Raw genomic sequence first — 19,130 nt, 5'->3', positions numbered from 1 at the left:
ACGTCAACCAGCTCGCCAAGTTCGCGAACACCGAGGGCCGATTCCCTGACGAGGCTGCGGCGATCTACCGCGAGTTCCAGAAGCTCGCTCCCGAGATTCGCGACGCCGTTCGTCGGGTGGCCGGCCTGTGATTCCGAACGTCACCTACGGCGGCCGCATGGACGGCCTGATGACCTACCTTGCGGGCGAGGGGCGCTCGAACGAGCACACCGAACAGCACCTCATCGCCGGCAACGGCGCGATCATGGCGATGCACGGAGAGAGCGTCCTCGACCACGCCGCCGCGCTCGCTGTCGCGCGCGATCTGAACCTCCCCAAGGAGGCATTCGGCGTCACCGTGCAGCGCGCGGAGAAGGTCACCGACCCGACCACCGGTGAGCTGATGATCGACTCCCGTACCGGGAAGCCGGTCACCGAGAAGGTCGACGCCGACGTGTGGCACTGCTCCCTCTCGCTGAAAGCCGAGGAGGGGCAGTTGAGCGACGAGAAGTGGGGCCAGATCGCCACCGAGTTCGTGCGCCGAATGGGGTTCGCTGGCGAGGACATCGGCAAGGCCGACTGTCGGTGGGTCGCCGTGCGGCATGGTCTCTCGAAGAACGGCAACGATCACATCCACATCGCCGTCTCCCGAGTGCGCGAGGACGGCACGAAGGCGTACATCCCCTACGACAAGCGCCTCGCCCAGAAGGTCAGCCGTGAGCTGGAACGCGACTTCGACCTACAGCCTTTGCACGCTCCGGAGCGCGAGCTTGGTGAGCGCGGAGTCGTCCCCGGCGAGCGTGAAGCTGCACGCCGACGAGGCGCCGTCGAGGTCGACGCACACCGACTCGAACGCGCCGTCCGCTCAGCCGCGACCAGTTCCGCGGACGAGGGTGAGTTCGTGCGTCGAATGCGCCAGGCCGGGGTGCTCATCCGCCCCCGCTACGCCGCCGGTCGAGACGACGTTGTCGCCGGCTACTCCGTCGCGCTGCGCCCCGACAAGGGAGCGCCGGTCGTCTGGCACGGCGGTGGGCGCCTCGCTCGCGACCTGACCCTTCCGGAGTTGCGGAAGGGCTGGCCGGACGAGCCACAGACTGCCCAGGCAGCCGTGGACGAGTGGCGCGCCACCGCGAAAAACCCGTGGCGGTACGAGCCGGTGAAGCCTGGCCGCGAGGAGGCCGAGCTGTCGAGTGACTTGTACTCAACCTACGCCGAGGACATGACCCGGCTCCACGACTACCTGAGCACCGTCGACCCGTCCGATCGGGCGACGTGGGCTCACGCTGCACGAGAAGCATCCGGGGCGTACGCAGCGTGGTCGCGGCGCCTCGAGCCGACTCCCGGACCGCTGGCCGAAGCGTCGCGCCAGCTCGCCCGATCCGCGCACCTGCGCGCGCACGAGTCGACGCCGCGGCCGACCGCGATGCCGTCGATGGCCGGCACGACGATGCTGATCCTCGCGACAGCCGGGAAGCGCAACAAGGCCGCCGAGGAGGCGATGTTGCTGCGCCAGATCGTGCGCACCACGCGGGCGATTATGGACGCCCACAAGGCCGCTGGCGACGCGCGACGCACCCAGGAGCTCGCGGGGACGATCCGGAACCAGTTGAAGGCGGTTCACGAGGGCTACAACGCGCAGATCCAGAAAAACGCCTGGGATGCTCTGCCCGAGGACACCCGTCGCGCACGCGAGACAGTGCAGGCGAGTTTCGCGACCGGGAGCCCGGTGCCGACGAAGCTCACCAAGGCTGCGCCGGACGCCACATCTATCGCTGCCCCGCAGCGCGGCGCTGAGCCGCGCGAGCGCGACGGACGCGACCGCTAGACCTACACGAGTGAAGGGGAGGCATCACTATGGCTGACGACGACGGAGGCGTGGAGGAGTCCATCAACTCGTCCGCACGGATCGCGCTCACAATCGCGGTCCAGCTGGGCGAGAAGCTGGCTCGCGCGTACCAGGAGGCGATGCGTGAGGCTCAGCAGCGCAGCGCGATCGAGGCGCGCGAGCTCGCAGCCCGCTACGAGGCTGAGCGGGCGTCTGCACGGCAGGCCGTGACAGTCGTCAACGATCCCCAGTGGTGGGATCAGGCGACCGTGCATGACGTCGCCCGCGTCGCTGAGACGGCCGCGGCGTGGAAGGACGCGGACCCGCAGATCGCGTCCGCCAGCGCCCTGATCGCGTCCGAGGCGAAGGAGCGCTACGGCGTCGACGTCGCCACGCTGCAGGGCATCGCCCGCGACACCCCGACCGAGCTGGACCTCGCGAAGCAGTGGGCCACTACCGCCGCACCCGAGGGGTACCACCGGCACGACGAGGACCGTCTCACCATGCCTGTCGGAGACGCCCGAGAGCCCAATCTTTCGGCCGAGCGTGCTCTCATCGAGGACTACCGCGCAGCGGTCGCAGGCGACATTCCCGCGATGCACGTAAGCCTTGCGGAGGAGTGGAAGCGCGCCAACGATCCGGTCGGCTACCAGGACTACCGCGTCGAGACGGCCGTCGCCTTCGATGACGACGGACGGGTGCAGCCCGCAGACCCGGCCGTTGCCGAAGCCGCCCGCGCCGCTCTCGTGCAGGAGTGGCGCACGGACCAGACCGGCGGCTCTGCCGTCGACGCAGCGGATGCCGAGCGGGCACAGTCGCAGCGCGACGTCACCGAAGCTCAGGTGATGGTCACGGAGGCCGACCGCCTCGACCGCGCCAACGACGCATCCCAGAACACGTCCGTCGAGATCCCCGTCGACGGCGAGCGTCGCGCCGATGAGCTCGAGCAGCAAGCTGCTCAGTACGACCGAGACGCGGAGGCCGGCGGGACACCCACGCAGAGCCCTGAGGAGCTGCGTAGCCTCGCTGAGGACGCTCGTGCCCAGGTCGCGCTCTACCGAGACGACAGCGGCCAGCAGAGTGCCCCCGACGCTCCCGCACCCGCTCAGGAGGGGCGTGCGGCCGCGGCACGCTCCGAAGGAGAGCTTGCGTACGACAGTGCCGAGCGGCGAGCACACACCGCAGCATCGATGCAGGCTCAGAACGTTCCCGAGGAGCAGGTCAACGCGCGGATGACCGTCGACGCCTCCTTCGCCACTCCTGCGCGCGGCGCGGAGGCCACGAAGCGCACTCGCGTCCCCTCGACGCGAGGCGCGCGTGGCCAGGGTGCTCAGATCGAGCGGTCCGAACCAGGTCGCTGACGCTGGAACAGAGAAGGGCCCGCGACACCGGTTGGTGTCGCGGGCCCTTCTCTGTCCGTCGTCCTCAGCCCTGTGCGTCCTCGGGAAACATCCCGGTCGGAGGGGCTGTGTAGGGAAGCATGTCGCCCGGCCGGTTCTCGTCTGTCGACGTCGCGAACGGGCCGCTGGGCGAGAGCAGGACTCGCATGTGCGGGTCGAGGTGATTGATCCAGTAGGCGCTCAGGGAGCCGGCGCTGGTGCGGATCTCTTCCCACATCCGCCAGAGGGCTTCGATGCGGGTCAGCGCCTCGACGCTGCTCCACCACTCAGCCGCCCACCGATCGCCGGCGGCCTGGCCCTTGGCCGTCACCCGGCGTCGATAGGAGGGCCGGAGGAACTTCCTGACCCACTCGTCGGCAGATCCGAAGTACGTCGCAGGCACCTCCTCCTCGTCCACCTCCTCCTCGACGGGGTGCAGCGTGACGGGATCCGTGTCGACGTCGAACAGATCCTCGTCGCTCATCGCTCGCCCCGGAGAGTCGCGTTCTGCTCCGCGTCGACGTCCGCCGCAGGCTGATCCTCGAGCGGAGGCATCACCGTCACGACAGGCGAGACGGGTGCAGCGTTCGCCGGTCCGCTGCTGGCGTCGTGGGCGGCGATGGAGGCGTTGATCGCGGCGACCTGCTCCTTCGGCCCGTTGTACCAGGGCACCGTGTCGACCAGCGCCGCGCGGGCTCCGGAGGAGAGCATGATCGCCCGTCCGCGGCCCATGCTGGTGAGGTCCGCGACTTCGAGGATCTTCTCTCGCCGCAGCGCCGAGGTGGTGGAGCGCACACCTTTGTTGTAGCTGGCGGAGGTGGTCTCCTTGTCGTAGGTGCCGATCAGCTCGGAGAGGGTGCGCAGGAACTCGTCTTCCGCGACTCCGCCGGCGTACAGCTTCACGTTCGCGGCGGACCAGAGCTTGAGCATGCCCTCCTTGCCGAACACGCCGACGCCCTGGGACCAGGACTGGAACACGGCCATGATCGGGATCCCGCGCGATCCGTAGTGGGAATACAGGTCGGGGAGGTCCTTCCACCGGCAGACGTTCGCGGCCTCATCGAGAACGGCGACGAGCGGCGTCGCGAGGCGCCCGCCGCGGGATCGCGCGGCGTGCTCCTCCGCGGCCTCGATCGTCGCGGCGGTCAGGGCGGTGACGAGCGGGCCGGCGGTGCCGGCGCCCTCCTTGGACAGCGAGTACAGCGTCTGGGTCGACGTGACGAACGTCTCCGGGACGAACTGCGGACGGGTGTCGTTCGGGCGGGCGTTCACCCAGTCGGCGGTCGCGGCGCTCTTCAAGCACACCGCCATGCCCTGCGCGGTCGAGTAGATCCCGTCGCGGGCCTTGTCGGCGGTGTTCATGATGCCGCGGACAGCTCGCGCGTTGGTCGGGTAGCCGTTGTCGTGCAGGAGCTCGACGGGGGTTTCGTCCTCGACGGAGGTCAGCCAGAGCAGCACGTCGCTGATCGGCCGGTTGCCTGCCGCGGCCGCGAGCAGCAGGTCGGACAGCAGCTCTTGGCCCTTGCCGTCGAAGTAGGCGTCGGTCTTCGCGTTCATCGCCCGGGTGCCGGAGGCGAAGTGCGTCGCGAGCTTCGCGGCCTTGGTGTCGTCGGTGACGTAAGAGAGGGGGTTCCACCACCATGTCGCGTCCTCGAACGCGACGCGCTGGGGGTCGAAGACCCACACGTGACCCTTGGCGGCGCGGACGTCGCGGGTCGCGTCGAGCACGTCGCGCTTGTTCGACGTCGTGACCACGGCGCCGGGCGCAGCCATGATCGCGGGAATGACGAGGGAGGTCGACTTGCCCACGCGGGGGCCGGCGATCAGCAGCATCATGTCCTCGAACGAGGCGTAGAGCATCTGCTTCCCCAGGTGCAGCCGGCCCACCGGGACGCCGGGGTTCTCAGCGACGCCGAGGCGGGCGGACTTCTTCAACGCCTCCTTGCGCATCATCGGCGCCAGGTCGCGCGGGGTCGCCATGTAGCGGGCGGCGTGGTCGACGCTTGAGCGGTTCTTCCGTCCGAGCGAGCGCATCCACACGAGCCAGAGGCCCACGAGGACGATGACGGCGACGGCGGCCGCGGCGATCATCGTTGCGGACGTCGACCACACCACTTGGCCGCGGAACAGGCCCGAGATGATTTCAAACGGGTCCGAGGGCAGGCCCTCGTTCACGCCGTCGAGCTTGGAACCGACCGCGACGGCCACCCAGACGATGCCGATCGCAGCGATCGCCGCGAGGGCTGCGCCGAGCATCAGGGCGTCGTTATTGGCCTTGCCAGGCTCGCGGCGGCGGTTGTTGGCGGTGGCGCTCATGCGGACTCCTCCGTGTAGATCGGGCCGGCCCACCGCGGGGTGCAGTCGTTGGCGGGTGCTTGGTGCGAGGTCCCCCAGGAGAGGACCGCGAGGCCCCGCTCCGCGAAGGAGACGGGGAGGTCGGTCGTGTGGAAGCCGTGCTCCCCCGGGGCGGACCGCTGGCAGGTCCAGCGGTAGCCCTCGAAGGCGAGCGTCGACGGGCAGCTCACGCGATCACCCGGTCCCACTGGTCCCAGGCGACGAAGCTCGCCATGAGCCCGACGCCGGTCCAGCAGAGGGTGAGCAGGAACCGATCGCGGTCTGCCGTCCGCTGACGGGCTCGGATCGCGTTGATGATCGCGGCGCCGGCGGCGCCGGCCGCGACGCAGCTCGCGCCGAGTGCGACGAGGACGCTCACGGCAGGATCTCGACGTTCACGGGATCGGTGGGCAGTGGCTCCGCTGCGCGGCCGGCGCGGGAGGTCGCGTGCCAGAGCTTGTTGGTGTCGTTGACCTCCTTCTCTGCTGCGGTCAGCTCGACGCGCACCGGGATACCGGGACGTCCGCCGACCTTGATCAGGAAGCGGCCGCGGCCGGGAGGCTCGGACTCGTGCCCGGACACGGGGTCCCAGGCGGGCGGGTCCTGCCAGGAGGTGAGCATCCCCTGTTCCGCGATCGACATCGGCACCGCCGAGGTCAGCAGCGGCATCTCAGCACCGGGGAGGCCGCCGCAGATGACCATGCCGGAGCGTTCCACGAAGCCCTTCGCCTTCATCTGATCCTCCGAGGAGGCCAGTGCGAGGAGGTCGGACATGGTGTGGCTGATCATCGCCAGGCCGACGCCGCGCGCACGGTTCAGGCGGGTGAGCGCGTCGACGCGATCGACCATGCCCTTACCCGCGCGCAGCGCCCGCCACAGCTCGTCCAGGATCACGAAGTAGTGCCGCTGCGGTTCGAGCTCCGCGTCCGCGAGGGCGGCCGCGACGTTGACGGTCCCGAAGCCGGCGGACCAGCAGGCGAGGAGGATCGCGGCCTGGAGGTCGCCTTCGGAGTCGTCGATCGAGGACACGTCGTAGACGACGGGCCGGTCCCGGCGCATCGGCGTGGTCGTCTGCTTCGAGAACACCTCGCCCAGGCGTCCACCGGTGGTGAGGCCGATGAGGGAGGCTTCGAGGTTCTCGGTGACGTCCTTGTACTTCTCGATGTTGCCGCGGTCCAACGCGACCTGACGAACTTCGTCCGGCGCCTCCTGGATCACGCGCAGCAGGTCCGCGAGGACCGGCACGCCCTGGTGGTGCTCGTCCAGGTACTTCAGCGCCCGGTCGATGATCGTCTCTTCACGGTCGCTCGGCGGCTGGGAGCGGAGGATCGTCAGCAGCGCTGCGACCATCGTGTGCCGGCGGCCGTGGGCGTCCGCGAGGACCTGGTGCGCGAGGCGCTGCACCTTCGCGGCGTGCTTGCGCAGCCGACCGACCTCCGCGATCATCGCCGCGGTGTCGTCGGAGACGCCGAGCGCGTCGACCTGGTGCGCGAGCTCGTCGGCCCGCTCGAGCGAGCGGTCGGCCTCGTCACGCAGGCGCTGCGCCGCCTCCGACGCCTCACCGGGATCGAGGATGTTCAGGTACCCGCGGCCACGGCCAAGAGGGATCACCTGCCCGTCGAGAGCTTCGATCAGATCCACGTAGTCCGGCTTGAGGTCGCCCAGCACGAGCGGGATCGTGCCGTACCCGGCGAGGCCGGCGGCCATGCGGCGGGTCAGCGAGGACTTCCCCAGGCCGGGCTTGCCGAGCACGAACATCGACGGGTTGCTGATGAGGTTTGCGCGCTGGAACCAGCTGATCGGGTCGCAGCAGACGGAGGCGCCGGTGGAGAGGTTCTTCCCCAGCGGCACCCCGATCATCGGCGTACCCGTCCCGACCGAGAACGGGTACAGCCCGCACACCTGCACGGTCGTCCCGCGGAACTCGTCTGCGGCCGTGACGTTGACGGCTTCACCACCGCCGCGACCGAGCCATCCGCGGATGCTCGGGCGCAGAGGACGGCGCAGCGCCGTCCCCTGGCTCTTCTTCTTCCCGCCGTGCGGGATCTCGATCTTCTTCCCCTCTCGGCGTCGGGTGCGCGGGGTGGTGCGCTCTCTGGTGAGCGTCGGGCGCTGAGCGACCGCTGCTACCGGGGCTGGAGCTTCGCCCTGCCCGCGCGCAGCCCGCCGCGAGGGTGCCGTCGTGTCGGTGCCGGGCTCTGCCGAGGACGACACGGCACCGGTGGGCAGGCCGTCGCCGGTCAGCTCCTCCCCCGTCGTATCGCCGTGCGCGGCGGTGACCGCTCCGTCCGGCAGGACGTCCTCGCCGGGCTCGAGCTCGTTGTCGCTGTTCGAGGAGAACAGGCGGGTGATCAGGCTCACAGGGACTCCCTCACTTCGGTGGGCAGGCGCAGGTGACGCGGGAGCACGAGCCCCAGCGGCAGACCCGCAGCGAAAACGGTGTCCTGCGACCCGAACGCCGGCCGCACCCGAAGACGCGCCGCGGCGGTCAGCGAGTCGATCGCCGCGCGGGCGTCCGCTTCGTGCACAGCGTCGGTGGTCGTCGCGGTGACGATTAGGCCGAAGTTGAGCAGGCCAGCACCGGAGGCCTCCTCCGCCGCGGTCGCCTGGGCGGAGCGGGTGGAGAGGGTCGAGCGGGCGGTGGGCTTGGTCGACGCGGAGCTGTTGAACTGCGCCGCGTTCAGGTCCGCCTCCACGATCGCCGCGGCGCGGGCCGGGTCGATGGGGCGGTAGAGCAGGGTGACGCGCTTGCGAGCGACGTCGCGGTGCGGCGCGAGCAGGCGCGCGAGGATCCCGGACTGCACGACTCCGCGCGGCGGGGAGGTCATCGTCCACGACGTCGACACGGCGCCGTCGTGCCGGTACGACTCCCACCGGGACTCCGCGGCCGCGGGGCCGACGTCCGTCCACGACAGCTCGGGCACGTCCCCGGAGGCGCGGGCCTCATCGATCAGGACGGCGGCGGCGGGGTCGTAGGCGATCCGGATCACCTCGCACAGCTCCTGAGCACCGAGCGGCCGGGCAGCGCCGGCCCCTGTCGCGGCAAGGCTCGTCGTCAGGCCGGGCAGGCGGGCGGCGAGGTCGGCGGCGACCTCCTTCGCGTTGCGGCGCTTCCCGCCGATGCGAGACAGGGAAGAGAAGGTGATCGCGACGTAGGCGCGGATCGTGGCAGACCCGACCGGGTAGCTGCTCACGACCTCCGAGAGCATCGCTCGAGCGAACTCCGGCGCATCCGGGTCCATCGACCCCTCGACCTCCGAGCGCAGGCGCGTACCGGTGTCGGGGGCCGTCTCGACGGTGACGGAGGCGGCCTCGATGCCGGGCTCGTCTCCAAGGTTGGAGAGCCAAATGCCGTACTCCGCGACCTGGTTGTTGACCTGCTCCTGATCCACCAGCGCGGCGCCGTCCGGCTCGGTAGCGATTACGACGGTGTAGTGCTTGGTGGAGGGGACGTGCACGAGAGCGAATCGGCGCCCGTGCGAGTCCTCGTGCTCGGAGAGCTGCGACGCCGCAGCGAGTCCGGGGAGCTGGAAGGTGCCCCATTTCGCCCGACCCGCGGGACCTGAACGGTAGACGTTCGCTCCCTTGGCCTTCGTCCGCATCCAGTTCACGCGATTCACCGTCCTTCCGAGGGCGCTCTGCCCGTGCTTGTCCTTCACCGAAACCGTCAGCAAGATCCCGCCGAAGATCGCGGCGACGATCAGCGCGGCCACGAGGCCGGAGAACATCGACGCGATGATCGAGGAGAGGATGCCGACGAACAGCACGCCCGTGGCGAGCTGTCCGAGGCCGCCGAGTCCCGCAGTCTGCGGGCGACGCCAATTGCCGTACGTGCGCGGCGCCTCAGCGCTGCGCGTAGGAGTTGCCGTGCTCATCAGTTCCCGCTTCCGTTGCCGCCAGTGGCGTCGTCCGTGGCGGCCTTGACCGCCCCTGCTGCGTGCTTCGCGCCTTCGGCGGCCTTCCCTGCCACCGCAAGGCCGACACCGATCGGGCCTCCTGCCGCGGCTGCGGCACCACCGCCTGCCGCCGCACCGCCCGCTGCCGCACCACCGCCGGCCGCAGCTCCGCCAGCTGCGCCACCGCCTGCTGCTGCGCCGCCGCCTGCACCGGAGGCGGCCGGAGTCGCCGCGGGTGACCCCTTGCTGCCGGCGGAGGCGCTACTGCCGGACGGTGCGGAGCCGAAGCCACCGCCGCCGGGCGACCCTCCGCCCCCGCCGCTGTCGCCTCCGCTGCGCGAGCGGATTGCTCCGCTGGCAATCTCCGCCGCTCCACCGGCCGCGGCCGCACCGAGCAGGAGGCCTGCACCGCCACCGCCACCGCCCACCGAGGCGACAGCGGGGACGAGGAAGCGCATCAGCGCGGGCAGGGCCACGAGCGCGATGAGCATCAGCGCGAGGCCCGTGACGATCTGGAACAGCCCGGTCCCGTCCGACTTGAACAGATCAGTGCCGGTCATCCGGAACGCGATCGCGTAGACGATCGCCGCGGCGGGCTTGTAGAGGATGAAGGCGAGGGTCCAGGCCATCGTCTTCTTGAACCACTGCTGCCCGATTTCCGTATTGGTCGCGGCCGCAGCGATCGGGAAGATGCCGGCGAGGACGACGAGCATCGCGCCGCGGAACACCATGAGCGCGATCTGAACGTAGGTCATGAGCACGGCGAGGATGCCGAGGAGGAACAAGCCGATGAGGCCGATACCCGACGTTGCGGTCAGCGAAATCATCGCGAAGATGTTCGTGCCGAAGCAGTTGCTCTCACCGTTGGTGACGTCGCAGTCGGTGGAGTTGTTGAGGATCCAGATCGAGAAGGCGTCGCCTGCCTGCGTGGCGAGACGGATCACGACGAGTCCCGCGCCGGCGACGGCGATCAGCGTCAGTACCGACCGGGCGAGGGTGCGCAACTCGCCCGCACGCTGCGTCCAGACCATGCGGCCGGCGGCGACGAGGATCGACAGGATCGCGAGTCCTCCGGCGTACCACTCGAGCTGCCCTTGCACCCAGCCGACGACGCTCGAAGATTCGTTGAGGTGCAGCGCCAGGGGTAGGAACCCCGTGACGAGCGCTGAGGCGGAGGAGAGCAGGAAGACGGCGAAGATGATGACGCCGATGCGTCCCATGTGCGCCTCGCCGTCGCCGTGGCGGCGACGGGTGCTCATCATGACGCCGGCGATGATGAGCGACATGACCGCGAGGCCCGCCGCGACCCACGTCACGTAGCCGAGGATCGTCTCGAACGCTTCCGGCAGGGGCGGGGTACCGCCACCGTTAACGCCGCCTCCCCGGTCGACCACGGTCACCGGGGAGGGAACGTTCACCCAGAGGGTGCCGAGCGAGACGACCGCTTTGCCGAAGCCCTCCAAGATGTTGTTCACGAACTGCTGCAAGGCGTCGTTAGACGCCTTCGAGACGACTTCGCCGATGCCTGCTGATGACCAGCACACGACGTCCCACGCTGCGCAGGGCTCGCCTGCGGGTGGAGTCACTGTCATTCGGTACCTGCCCAAGGGATATAGCCGCCCAAGCTGGTGAGTGCGGTCGGACGGAACGGCGGCTGACCGTCAGCGGTCAACACCGACTTCCAGTCGCCGTCGACCCACGTCACGGGAGCGGGGAAGCTGAGGAGCTGATTGGTGTTAGAGCGGAAGGCGATGTCGATCGTGGCTTCGTCCGCGGTGTACGAGCTCACGCGGAAGCCGACGATCTGGACACTGCCTCCGGTGTTGCTCTGGGGAATGTCCGCGGCGATCGCGGCATCGCGACCAGCGCCAGGCGCGGTCTGGCGCTCGAGAACGGCGTCGGCCAGGCGCCCATCCGTTCCCATCGCCCAGAGGTTCGCCACCGAGAAGAGCGATCCTTCGACGGTGTGCGCGTAGCAGCTGCGCAGCCCGTCCTCTCCGATCACGCCGGGGCCGGCGGTGTCCGACGACGGTGCGGCCATCGTGCCGACGATGGTCCAGTCGGTGACAGGTGCCGTCGAGAGCGTTCCGCTCTCGTCGTAACCGGGAAGGTTGCAGACGCTTGCTGCGGCGGTGTCGGTTTCCGGTGAGGCGGTGACGGCGGGCGTCGCGGAGGTGGCGGGAGCACTCTGCCCGCCACCTCCGCCCAGGGACGTAATCGCGAGGAGGATCGCCGCCAGCACGAGGACTCCGAAGATGATGGCTCCGAAGATGAATCCTCGACTGGTGAACGGGTTGCGGGACTCCGTGTCGCTCATGACGTCGTGCCTTTCGTTGGTGATGCGGTCGGTTTCCTCCGGACGCTACGCGCCCATGAGGAAGCCGACGATCGTGAACGCGGCGGACACGATGATCACGCCGATGAGCAGACGGCCGAGCCAGCCGCCGATCTCTCCGCCTTCGCCGCGGCGGGCGGAGACGGTCATGGTGACGCCGAGGATGATCAGGCCGACGACGGCGACGCCGAGGCCGACCCACTTGGCCCAGCCCATGACGGTGGTAAAGGCCTCGAACCCGGGGGGCATGCCGCCGGGTCCCGGGTCGGGCACGACGGCGCCGAGCGCGCCTGCGGTGGTGAGGATGTCGGTCGTCGCTGCGAGCAGGGACATGAGGTGCTCCGTTTCGTTGGTGGTGCTGGGGGGATCGACGTCGCGGTCGCGACGCCGAAGAGGTCCGGTTATCCGGTGGTGAGGGGTCCGTCCGCGAACCCCACGTCGAAGTGGAGGTGGTTCGGGGTATCGGTGAACTGAGTGATGTGCTCGTAGCTGGTCGAGCGGCACTGGATTTGGCCGGCCCGGGAGCCCTGGGGCACCTGCGGGTCCAGAACGGTGAGGAGTTTCAGCGCGTTGGGGTCGCAGCCGGTGGTGGCCGTGCCGTCGAAGGAGAAGAAGTCGACCGCGTGACCGCCGCCATTGATCCAGTGCGAGGAGCCGGTGCCTGCGCCCAGGAGCGAGCCGGTGCACTGTCGGTTGAGGTCGGAGACGCCGACCTTCCCGAACGTGTTCAGCGCGATGGTGATGACCTGGAGGATCCGGACGTCGATGCCGCAGTTCTCTTTGGCGGTCCCGGCGGCCATGTCGCGGATCTGCTGCGCGTAGCGGTCCTCGAGTAGGCGCAGGCGCCCCTCGTCCATCGCCGTCACGAGTCCGGCGGCGAGGGCCTGCGCGTCTCCGGACACGGCTACGCATCCACCGACCGGCGCAGCCGTCGTAGGCGTGGTGCTGGTCGGCGTCGACGGAACACTGACCGGTGCGCCGGTCGTCGCCGGCCCCGTCGTGCTGCTACCGAGCCCGTTCAGGTAGGTCATGATCGCCACGGCGTCGGCGCGGTACTTCGTGTAGTGGTTCGGGTCGGCGTTGCGCTGGACCTTGTTGATCGCGATGGAGGGCTCCATTGCCGGCCAGCCCTCGACGGCCACGAGGCGGTCGTAGAAGAAGCCCGCCGAGGTCGTCGGGTCCATGCGCTGCTCGACGGTGCCCCAGCTCGACTGCTGCTGGAACAGGCCGATCGAGTCAGCGACCGATCCGTCCGGGTTGATCGCGCCGTCGCCGTAGGTGATATTCACCAGCGAGGACTCCCCGATCGCCGTCTGGACACCGAGCGTCTGCCCGTCCGCGCCGAGCCCCTTCGCTGCACCTGCATTGACGATCAGTGCTGCGTTCACGAGCTGGTCGTGCCCGTAGGCCCCGACCTTCGCGTCCGCCGGGATCGCGGACACGTTGACCGGGCCTCCACCAGGTAGGCATGCGGCCGCGGCCGATCCGCCGAAGAACAGCACCCACAGCAGTAGCGCCACGGTGACGATCGGCACCATAACCGCCGCCAGTACCCCAATTCCCCCCTTCTGCACCGGCCTACTCCGAGGCCAGGGGGGTGATCTGCTCGACGCCCCAGGGCGCCGTCTCTACAGCACGGTGGACGTAGACCGAGTAGTCCCCAGCGTCGGTGGGCACCAGAACGCGAATGGTGAACGTGCCGTCGCCGTCCCGGACCCGAGCATCGCCGGTCAACGACGTGCAGGGCACGTTCATCGGATCGACCGTCTCGTAGGCGATCGCCGCTTGCTGAGTCAGGAACGGGTAGAGCTCCGCGATCCAGGTGTCGTAGTCGAGCGTCGGGCGGCAGAACGCCGTCACTGCCGAGGCCGCGAGGGCAAGCGCGTCGTTCTCGACTCCCGGAACGGGAACCGGCTCAGAGTCGACCGGAGCGGCGGCCGCAGTCGGCGTCGCCTCAGCCGTGCTGGCCGCAGTCGAGCCCGATGCAGAAGGGATCTGGGCGGTCGGCGTCGGTGCAGTTCGTGCTGTTTCGGGAGCAGCGCCCGAGCACCCTGCCAATGCGAGCACAGCCGCAGCGGCCATCGCGGCGCAGAGGCCGGTGCCGGTGTGCTTCGTGTGCTTCATGTCGTTGGTTCCCCTCGTTGCCTTCATCACAATCTAGTCCCAAACTGCCCGTTTGGACACTCGTAGATGCCCAAATGGGACACTGACTGTCTACACTGACGGCACGTCGGTAGCCGCCGACCTAGAATCGTGGTGTGGAGGTGGACTCAACGAACGTCAATGCCGTCATAGGCGAGGCCGTCAAGAGCGCCATCTACGACGCCGGTTTCAACGTGAAGGCCGCGGCTGAGCGAGCCGGCCTGCCCTACCGGACCGTCCTTCGGTACATCAAGGGAGAACGGGACATGCCTGTCCCTGTTCTTCTCGCGCTCGCGCACGCCACGAACGCCGATTTGGACTCGCTCGTGAAGCAGCTTCAGGGCCGAGTAGCCTTTAAGGAACTGGTCAGCTACGTCACAGACGGCGAATCCATGCCGACTGAGGAATCCAGCGCTCTACGTCCCGCCGAATTGGCGCGTCGTCTCTCACTGGTCTTCACTTCACGAGGCCTCGACGCCACTACCTCCCGCACCAGAATTTCCGAGATCCTTCTCCTCAGCGGGGCCTCGATCGATCGCCAGGAATGGGGCCTGCTCATGGCCGGGCAACTCCCCTCGGCACCACGAGTCGAAGTGCTCTTCGCCGTGGCCGAAGCACTCGACGTCGACCCCGACTACTTGCTCAGAGACGACCCCGAGCTGGTCGAGGCCGTGGAAGCCCGCCTCGGGTTCGACGGCACCATGCGCTCGCTCGGCATCGAGCGCGTCGCCGCCCGATCGCTCGGAACAATCGAGCCCGACGAGCTACGCGGCATCGCCGCCGTCGTGTCCGAAATCGTCACCGAGCTACGTCGATAGCCGGCCGCGCCGTCCTGTAGGGCCACGCAGCTCCGCTCGCGCCCGGAATGCCGTCTAAAGTGGATGAGCTTCTCCCGGCCAGGCGAACGGAGTCCATCGATGCCGTCAGACTCCACGGAACGAGGTCGCGGCCGGTGGCGGATGCTCCGCCGCAGTGGCCAAGGCCGCAGTGGATCGATCGTTCAGGCGGCCGACGAGTTCGTGAGCAGGCTCGGACTTCCGGCCGCCGCGACGTGGGACGATCTTCAATCGTCCGTCGAGAAGGTCTACGGCAAGCCGATCTATCTGATCGCCTCCGCCAGCGCTGACCTCAAATCAGTGACAGGGCTCTGGATCGACACAGCCGAGTTCGGCACCGTCGTCTGCCGAGAGAGCGACGAGCTCCACTACCAGAGCCAGAACGCGTGCCATGAGCTTGCGCACATCCTCTTCGTCTACGCTCCGGACGCCTGGTTCAGCGAGCAGATCCCGCGGCTGATCCATCCGGGCCGGCGGCACGGAGCCACACACCTCTGTGCCCCGACAGATGATCCAGAAAGCACAGAAGCGAAGGCGGAGATTGCCATCGAGGAAGTAGCTTTCGCGATGGTCCGCCGTATCCAGACACTCAATCGGACGAGCGAAGAAACGTATTTCGGATGATCCAACAGGTTTGCCTAGCGCTTCTCATTGCGCTGGTGCTTGTGCGGGCTCCTCGCGCCGCAGCGAAGCCCGCAGCGCGTCCCGCTTTCTGGGCCACGGTGAGCGGTGCCGTCGCACTCTCCACCTACGGATTCCCCATCCCCTTCTTCACATATGACGCGCTACTGGGTGGCACCAACGTCATCACCCTCGTCCGCGACCTGGCAGCAGCATCGGCCTTCTGGTTCTTCCGCGAAGCGCTCGGACGGCGCGCCGGCGGCGAAGGCCGCGTCGGCAGTCGGTGGGGCCTGGCGATCATGTTCGGCTCCTACATCGTGCCGTTCCTGCTGATCGGCAACCGGGGCCGCACAAGCGTCGACTTCATCATCGACCGCCTCGACCAGACCGCCGTCTGGCTCTACGGATCGGCCTACATGGCGACTCTCGTGTGGCTATCCGTCTCCTCGATCATCAACGCGCGTCGCAACTGGCGCGGGGTTCAGCTCGTCTTCATCACCGGATTCGCCATCACCACGATCGGCTGCTTGATCGAGATTGCCTTCCTCACAGCCTCTCACTTCGGCTACGGCGGAGACGCCTTCCGCTACTCCGCGTGGAACGCCGCTGAGATACCGTTCTTCCTCGGTCTTCTCATCATCATGCTCGGCATCGGGTGGACGGCGATCGTCGTTCCTCTCCGTCGCCGGATCGACGTCGCTCGAGCATCGAAGGCCGCCGTCCGACACGGCCTCATCGAGCGACCACCGTTCACGACCTACCTGAGCGACCGGCGATTGATCGCACACGCTCAACAGATCCTCGTGCTCACGAAGAACGCTGAGGTTCGCGGAGAGGGCGCGTTCACCTTTGACGAGAATGCAGCTGTCGCTCGGGTCCGCACGCTCATCGCTCCCGACCAGGCGTTCACTCCGCGAGTGATCGGCGGCGGCTTCCGGAAGGCCGCATAGCCGGTGAGCGCACTCTGGGTCGCGATCCCCGCAGTTGGTGTCGGCGTCGCCGGAGCCGCGGTCGTCGCCACCGTTGCGCGCCGTGTCATCCGACCGCAGCGCAGCCGCCCAACACCGATCGTCGCGGTTCCGACGCCCGATCGCATCGTCCTCGGTCCTACTCCGATCACGAAGCAGAACGGCAAGCTCGGCCTGCTCTACGACGACGAAACCCGCCACGCGGTCCTCGGTCCGATCCTGCGAAGCGGACCAGACGGGATCGAACGCATCCTCACACTCAATGCTGATGCCCCCTCCCCCACGGCCGGCTCCCTGAGTCGACCCATCGGGAATGTGTTCGCGACGGCCCGAGAACTCGACCCGGACGCCCGCGAGGTGACCGTCGAAACCGAGCTTGGACAGGCGCCTGCCTGGTTGTTTTCCGGCAAAGGAGACGCCGCAGACACTTGGGCGATCCACATCCACGGCAGTCTGTCCGGCCGAGACGCTGCCTTTCGCTCCGTGCATGCACTCAGAGGCACCGGCTACACCTCACTGGTGCCTTCCTTCCGCGGTGACGGAGAAGGCCCAACGGCGCCACTCAATGCGTTCACGCTCGGTCAGACCGAATGGGTCGACGTCGACGCTGCGATCGCGCTCGCTCTCGAGCGGGGAGCGCGCCGGGTCGTCCTCGTCGGCTGGTCCAGCGGCGCCTCAATGGCGTTGCGCCTCGCCACGAGCTCGTCGCACCGATCCAGAATCGCAGGCTTGATCCTTGTCTCCCCCGTCCTCAGTTGGCGCAACAGCGTGCTCTTCAGCGCCGCTAACGCCGGAGTCCCCCGTGTCGTCGCTGCGGCCGCCACATGGGCTCTCGGCGCCCGCGGTGTCAGTCGTCTACTGGGCTCACCAGTTCCTCTCAACTTCAAAGCACTCGACTGGATAGACGCAGCCGCACCACTACGCATACCGGTGCTCCTGATTCATTCGGGGGGTGATCGCACCACGCCGTTCAGCGACTCCCGTTCGTTCAGCAACGCGCACGTGAATGCGACGCTGATCGCCAGCGACCCCGCCGGCCACGCCCTCGAATGGAACGCCGATCCAGAGCGATTCGAATCCGCCGTTCGCTCCTGGTGCAACAGCGCCATTTAGATTCTGCATGAGAATCAAGATAGCCAGATACCTATATAGGTATCTGGCTATCTTCGAGGGGCTCGGGCTCAGCTGAGCGGGTTCCGGTCGCGGTACTCGCTCAGGGCCGTTTCCACGATGTTCTTCTTAGTGCGACCGGTCGCGGCTCGCAGGTCTTGGACGTAGTACGACAGCTCGGCATCGACGTCCACATGCAGAACCTCCGTGGGCTGCTTCCGCGGCGGCGTGGCCGCCGTGCCCGCATTCGCCCGCGATACCGGGGCTGCTACCGGCGCCGGTGCGGGCGTCGGAGCCGGACGAGGCTTGGACGCGATCGGGTCGCTGCGGTCGGGCGCCGGCTGTGCTCGGCGCGGGAGGCTGGCGGGGCGATCTTCGTTCGTCATCGGATGACCTTTCGTGCGAGTTCACGGTATGCGGCGGCGACGGGTGCGCCCTTGCGGAAGTTGCCGTACCAGTCGTGCGAGTACCGGACCTCTCCGACGATGGTCCGGTGCGGGACGAGCGGAGTCAGGAGAAGCCCCGTCTCTCGCATCTGCTCGATGCTGTGCGTAGCCTCTCGCGGCGTGATCGTCTCCTTGTAGCCGCCAACGATGATGCCGGCCTCCTCGACCGCTGCGCGGTCGCTGAGGTCGTTGTAGCGGCGCACACTCTCCTGTGCACCAATGAATCCGTCCACGCCGTCAGCGGTGGGCGTGGCGGCGTAGATCACTGACTCCGCCGCCGTCAGGGCGTTGTAGATCAGCGACCCGCCCTGGCGGTTCGGGCAGTCGATGATCGCGAGGTCCGCAGGCACATCCTCGAGCGAGTCCGCCAAGCGATGCCCGACTTCTCCGGGATCGTCCGTTTCGCGTGCGCTCACGCTGCGGTCGGACGGGATCACTCGAAGGTTCGAGTGAAAGGGCGAAGGCACGGCGAGCTCGTCCGCCCATCCCCTCGGGTCGGCGTTACCCAGGATCGCTCCGACGTCGAGCCCGACGTCGACGGGCTGCGCGTCGAGCCACTTCGTGGTCGCGCCACGCGGATCCAGGTCGATCAGGATCACCCGCCGCCCCTCCTCGGCCGCCACCATCGCCAGGGAGACCGCGGTGGTGCTCTTCGTCGCACCGCCGCTCTCGCTGTAGATCATCATTGTCTGCATGCCGCAAACCTATATGGCTATCTATCCACCTAGCAAACTACCCAGATACCTATATAGGTATCTGGGTAGGACTCGCCCGGTATGAGCACCCGATCCCGCTCGGTGCGCGGGCTGGGAGCGAGTGTCGGTGGGGCCGACCTACACTCGGACGCATTCGAACATATGTTCGATGAGACGAGGAGGGGGCCGACCATGAGCGTGACCGTTGTGGAGCGCATCGCGACTCCGGCCTCGGACGCCGTCGCCGTCGCCTTCCTCGTCACCAGTGACGCGGTGGCTGCCGGGTTCCCGTCGCCGGCACAGGACTACTTCGACGGGTCCCTCGACCTCAACGACCACCTCATCCGGGACAAGACCTCGACGTTCATCGTCCGCGTCTCGGGCGAGAGCATGACCGGCGCGGGCATCAGCGACGGCGACGAGCTCGTGGTCGACCGGTCGATCACGCCGACGCACGGGAGCGTGGTCATCGCGATCCTCGACGGCGAGCTGACCGTCAAGCGCCTCGAGCTGCACCCCGGGGGAGTGGTGCTGCGGGCGGAGAACCCGGAGTACCCGCCGATC

The 19,130-nt window shown here is 68.3% G+C and carries 20 protein-coding genes; 7 read left to right on the top strand and 13 right to left on the bottom strand.

The window, feature by feature from the left end:
• The first annotated feature begins 127 nt into the window (after nucleotides 1-127).
• Both C5C50_RS15730 and C5C50_RS15725 read left to right on the top strand, forming a co-directional pair.
• The gene (locus tag C5C50_RS15730; RefSeq protein WP_104234423.1) at nucleotides 128-1,804 is read left to right on the top strand and encodes a relaxase/mobilization nuclease domain-containing protein; all 1,677 of its coding nucleotides are present in this window, start codon (nucleotides 128-130) and stop codon (nucleotides 1,802-1,804) included.
• Nucleotides 1,805-1,833: 29 nt separating this feature from the next.
• On the top strand, nucleotides 1,834-3,165 hold the full coding sequence (locus C5C50_RS15725) for a hypothetical protein (RefSeq protein WP_104234424.1): 1,332 nt from the start codon (nucleotides 1,834-1,836) through the stop codon (nucleotides 3,163-3,165).
• Between the two features lie 64 nt (nucleotides 3,166-3,229).
• On the opposite strand, the gene C5C50_RS15720 is transcribed toward C5C50_RS15725, so the two are convergent.
• The 11 genes from C5C50_RS15720 to C5C50_RS16775 form a co-directional block, all read right to left on the bottom strand.
• Complete coding sequence (locus C5C50_RS15720) at nucleotides 3,230-3,667, bottom strand: DUF4913 domain-containing protein (RefSeq protein ID WP_104234425.1); 438 nt, start codon at nucleotides 3,665-3,667, stop codon at nucleotides 3,230-3,232.
• On the bottom strand, nucleotides 3,664-5,499 hold the full coding sequence (locus tag C5C50_RS15715) for a type IV secretory system conjugative DNA transfer family protein (protein ID WP_104234426.1): 1,836 nt from the start codon (nucleotides 5,497-5,499) through the stop codon (nucleotides 3,664-3,666). The genes C5C50_RS15720 and C5C50_RS15715 overlap by 4 nt, the downstream gene beginning before the upstream one ends.
• On the bottom strand, nucleotides 5,496-5,708 hold the full coding sequence (locus tag C5C50_RS15710; protein ID WP_104234427.1) for a hypothetical protein: 213 nt from the start codon (nucleotides 5,706-5,708) through the stop codon (nucleotides 5,496-5,498). Before C5C50_RS15710 ends, C5C50_RS15715 begins: the two co-directional genes overlap by 4 nt.
• On the bottom strand, nucleotides 5,705-5,896 hold the full coding sequence (locus C5C50_RS15705) for a hypothetical protein (protein WP_104234428.1): 192 nt from the start codon (nucleotides 5,894-5,896) through the stop codon (nucleotides 5,705-5,707). Before C5C50_RS15705 ends, C5C50_RS15710 begins: the two co-directional genes overlap by 4 nt.
• Entirely contained in the window at nucleotides 5,893-7,500 is a 1,608-nt protein-coding gene (locus tag C5C50_RS17205) for an ATP/GTP-binding protein (RefSeq protein WP_208323109.1), read from the bottom strand. The genes C5C50_RS15705 and C5C50_RS17205 overlap by 4 nt, the downstream gene beginning before the upstream one ends.
• Nucleotides 7,501-7,874: 374 nt before the next feature.
• Entirely contained in the window at nucleotides 7,875-9,392 is a 1,518-nt protein-coding gene (locus tag C5C50_RS15690; RefSeq protein WP_181028841.1) for an SCO6880 family protein, read from the bottom strand.
• Nucleotides 9,392-10,957, bottom strand: coding sequence for a hypothetical protein (locus C5C50_RS15685; protein ID WP_181133954.1), 1,566 nt, complete (start codon nucleotides 10,955-10,957; stop codon nucleotides 9,392-9,394). Before C5C50_RS15685 ends, C5C50_RS15690 begins: the two co-directional genes overlap by 1 nt.
• A 44-nt stretch (nucleotides 10,958-11,001) precedes the next feature.
• A complete protein-coding gene (locus tag C5C50_RS15680) occupies nucleotides 11,002-11,730 on the bottom strand; it encodes a hypothetical protein (protein WP_104234430.1) in 729 nt (242 codons plus the stop codon).
• Nucleotides 11,731-11,775: 45 nt separating this feature from the next.
• Nucleotides 11,776-12,081 carry a hypothetical protein gene (locus C5C50_RS15675; protein WP_104273864.1) on the bottom strand — a complete coding sequence of 102 codons (306 nt, stop codon included), beginning with the start codon at nucleotides 12,079-12,081 and terminating at the stop codon, nucleotides 11,776-11,778.
• Nucleotides 12,082-12,149: 68 nt separating this feature from the next.
• Complete coding sequence (locus tag C5C50_RS15670; protein ID WP_258065705.1) at nucleotides 12,150-13,268, bottom strand: hypothetical protein; 1,119 nt, start codon at nucleotides 13,266-13,268, stop codon at nucleotides 12,150-12,152.
• A 58-nt stretch (nucleotides 13,269-13,326) separates the two neighbouring features.
• Entirely contained in the window at nucleotides 13,327-13,872 is a 546-nt protein-coding gene (locus tag C5C50_RS16775) for a hypothetical protein (RefSeq protein WP_146079342.1), read from the bottom strand.
• Between the two features lie 140 nt (nucleotides 13,873-14,012).
• Between C5C50_RS16775 and C5C50_RS15660 the strand changes: the two genes are divergently transcribed.
• From C5C50_RS15660 to C5C50_RS15645, 4 genes are all read left to right on the top strand, one after another.
• Nucleotides 14,013-14,708, top strand: coding sequence for a helix-turn-helix transcriptional regulator (locus tag C5C50_RS15660; RefSeq protein ID WP_146085922.1), 696 nt, complete (start codon nucleotides 14,013-14,015; stop codon nucleotides 14,706-14,708).
• Between the two features lie 99 nt (nucleotides 14,709-14,807).
• A complete protein-coding gene (locus C5C50_RS15655; RefSeq protein WP_146079343.1) occupies nucleotides 14,808-15,350 on the top strand; it encodes a hypothetical protein in 543 nt (180 codons plus the stop codon).
• Entirely contained in the window at nucleotides 15,347-16,297 is a 951-nt protein-coding gene (locus C5C50_RS15650; RefSeq protein WP_104234436.1) for a hypothetical protein, read from the top strand. Before C5C50_RS15655 ends, C5C50_RS15650 begins: the two co-directional genes overlap by 4 nt.
• Nucleotides 16,298-16,300: 3 nt before the next feature.
• The gene (locus C5C50_RS15645) at nucleotides 16,301-17,428 is read left to right on the top strand and encodes a S9 family peptidase (RefSeq protein WP_104234437.1); all 1,128 of its coding nucleotides are present in this window, start codon (nucleotides 16,301-16,303) and stop codon (nucleotides 17,426-17,428) included.
• A 68-nt stretch (nucleotides 17,429-17,496) separates the two neighbouring features.
• Here the strand turns inward: C5C50_RS15645 and C5C50_RS16770 are convergent, their stop codons facing one another.
• Nucleotides 17,497-17,811 carry a hypothetical protein gene (locus C5C50_RS16770; RefSeq protein WP_146079344.1) on the bottom strand — a complete coding sequence of 105 codons (315 nt, stop codon included), beginning with the start codon at nucleotides 17,809-17,811 and terminating at the stop codon, nucleotides 17,497-17,499.
• The gene (locus tag C5C50_RS15640; RefSeq protein ID WP_104234438.1) at nucleotides 17,808-18,566 is read right to left on the bottom strand and encodes a ParA family protein; all 759 of its coding nucleotides are present in this window, start codon (nucleotides 18,564-18,566) and stop codon (nucleotides 17,808-17,810) included. The genes C5C50_RS16770 and C5C50_RS15640 overlap by 4 nt, the downstream gene beginning before the upstream one ends.
• 192 nt (nucleotides 18,567-18,758) lie before the next feature.
• Here C5C50_RS15640 and C5C50_RS15635 point away from each other — a divergent pair.
• Nucleotides 18,759-19,130, top strand: a 372-nt coding sequence (locus C5C50_RS15635) for a LexA family transcriptional regulator (protein WP_104273865.1), incomplete at its 3' end; no start/stop codon positions are given.

This window comes from Rathayibacter sp. AY1D9 (assembly GCF_002932395.1).
Taxonomy (GTDB): domain Bacteria; phylum Actinomycetota; class Actinomycetes; order Actinomycetales; family Microbacteriaceae; genus Rathayibacter.
This window is presented reverse-complemented; position numbering and strand designations above follow the sequence as displayed.

What these genes read in the sequence shown, in the direction of transcription:
- C5C50_RS15725 (WP_104234424.1), top strand. Translation starts at nt 1,834, where the DNA reads ATGGCTGACGACGACGGAGGCGTGGAGGAGTCCATCAACTCGTCCGCA.
- C5C50_RS16775 (WP_146079342.1), bottom strand. Translation starts at nt 13,872, where the DNA reads ATGAAGCACACGAAGCACACCGGCACCGGCCTCTGCGCCGCGATGGCC.
- C5C50_RS15675 (WP_104273864.1), bottom strand. Translation starts at nt 12,081, where the DNA reads ATGTCCCTGCTCGCAGCGACGACCGACATCCTCACCACCGCAGGCGCG.
- C5C50_RS15680 (WP_104234430.1), bottom strand. Translation starts at nt 11,730, where the DNA reads ATGAGCGACACGGAGTCCCGCAACCCGTTCACCAGTCGAGGATTCATC.
- C5C50_RS16770 (WP_146079344.1), bottom strand. Translation starts at nt 17,811, where the DNA reads ATGACGAACGAAGATCGCCCCGCCAGCCTCCCGCGCCGAGCACAGCCG.
- C5C50_RS15640 (WP_104234438.1), bottom strand. Translation starts at nt 18,566, where the DNA reads ATGCAGACAATGATGATCTACAGCGAGAGCGGCGGTGCGACGAAGAGC.
- C5C50_RS15650 (WP_104234436.1), top strand. Translation starts at nt 15,347, where the DNA reads ATGATCCAACAGGTTTGCCTAGCGCTTCTCATTGCGCTGGTGCTTGTG.
- C5C50_RS15655 (WP_146079343.1), top strand. Translation starts at nt 14,808, where the DNA reads ATGCCGTCAGACTCCACGGAACGAGGTCGCGGCCGGTGGCGGATGCTC.
- C5C50_RS15715 (WP_104234426.1), bottom strand. Translation starts at nt 5,499, where the DNA reads ATGAGCGCCACCGCCAACAACCGCCGCCGCGAGCCTGGCAAGGCCAAT.
- C5C50_RS15690 (WP_181028841.1), bottom strand. Translation starts at nt 9,392, where the DNA reads ATGAGCACGGCAACTCCTACGCGCAGCGCTGAGGCGCCGCGCACGTAC.
- C5C50_RS15720 (WP_104234425.1), bottom strand. Translation starts at nt 3,667, where the DNA reads ATGAGCGACGAGGATCTGTTCGACGTCGACACGGATCCCGTCACGCTG.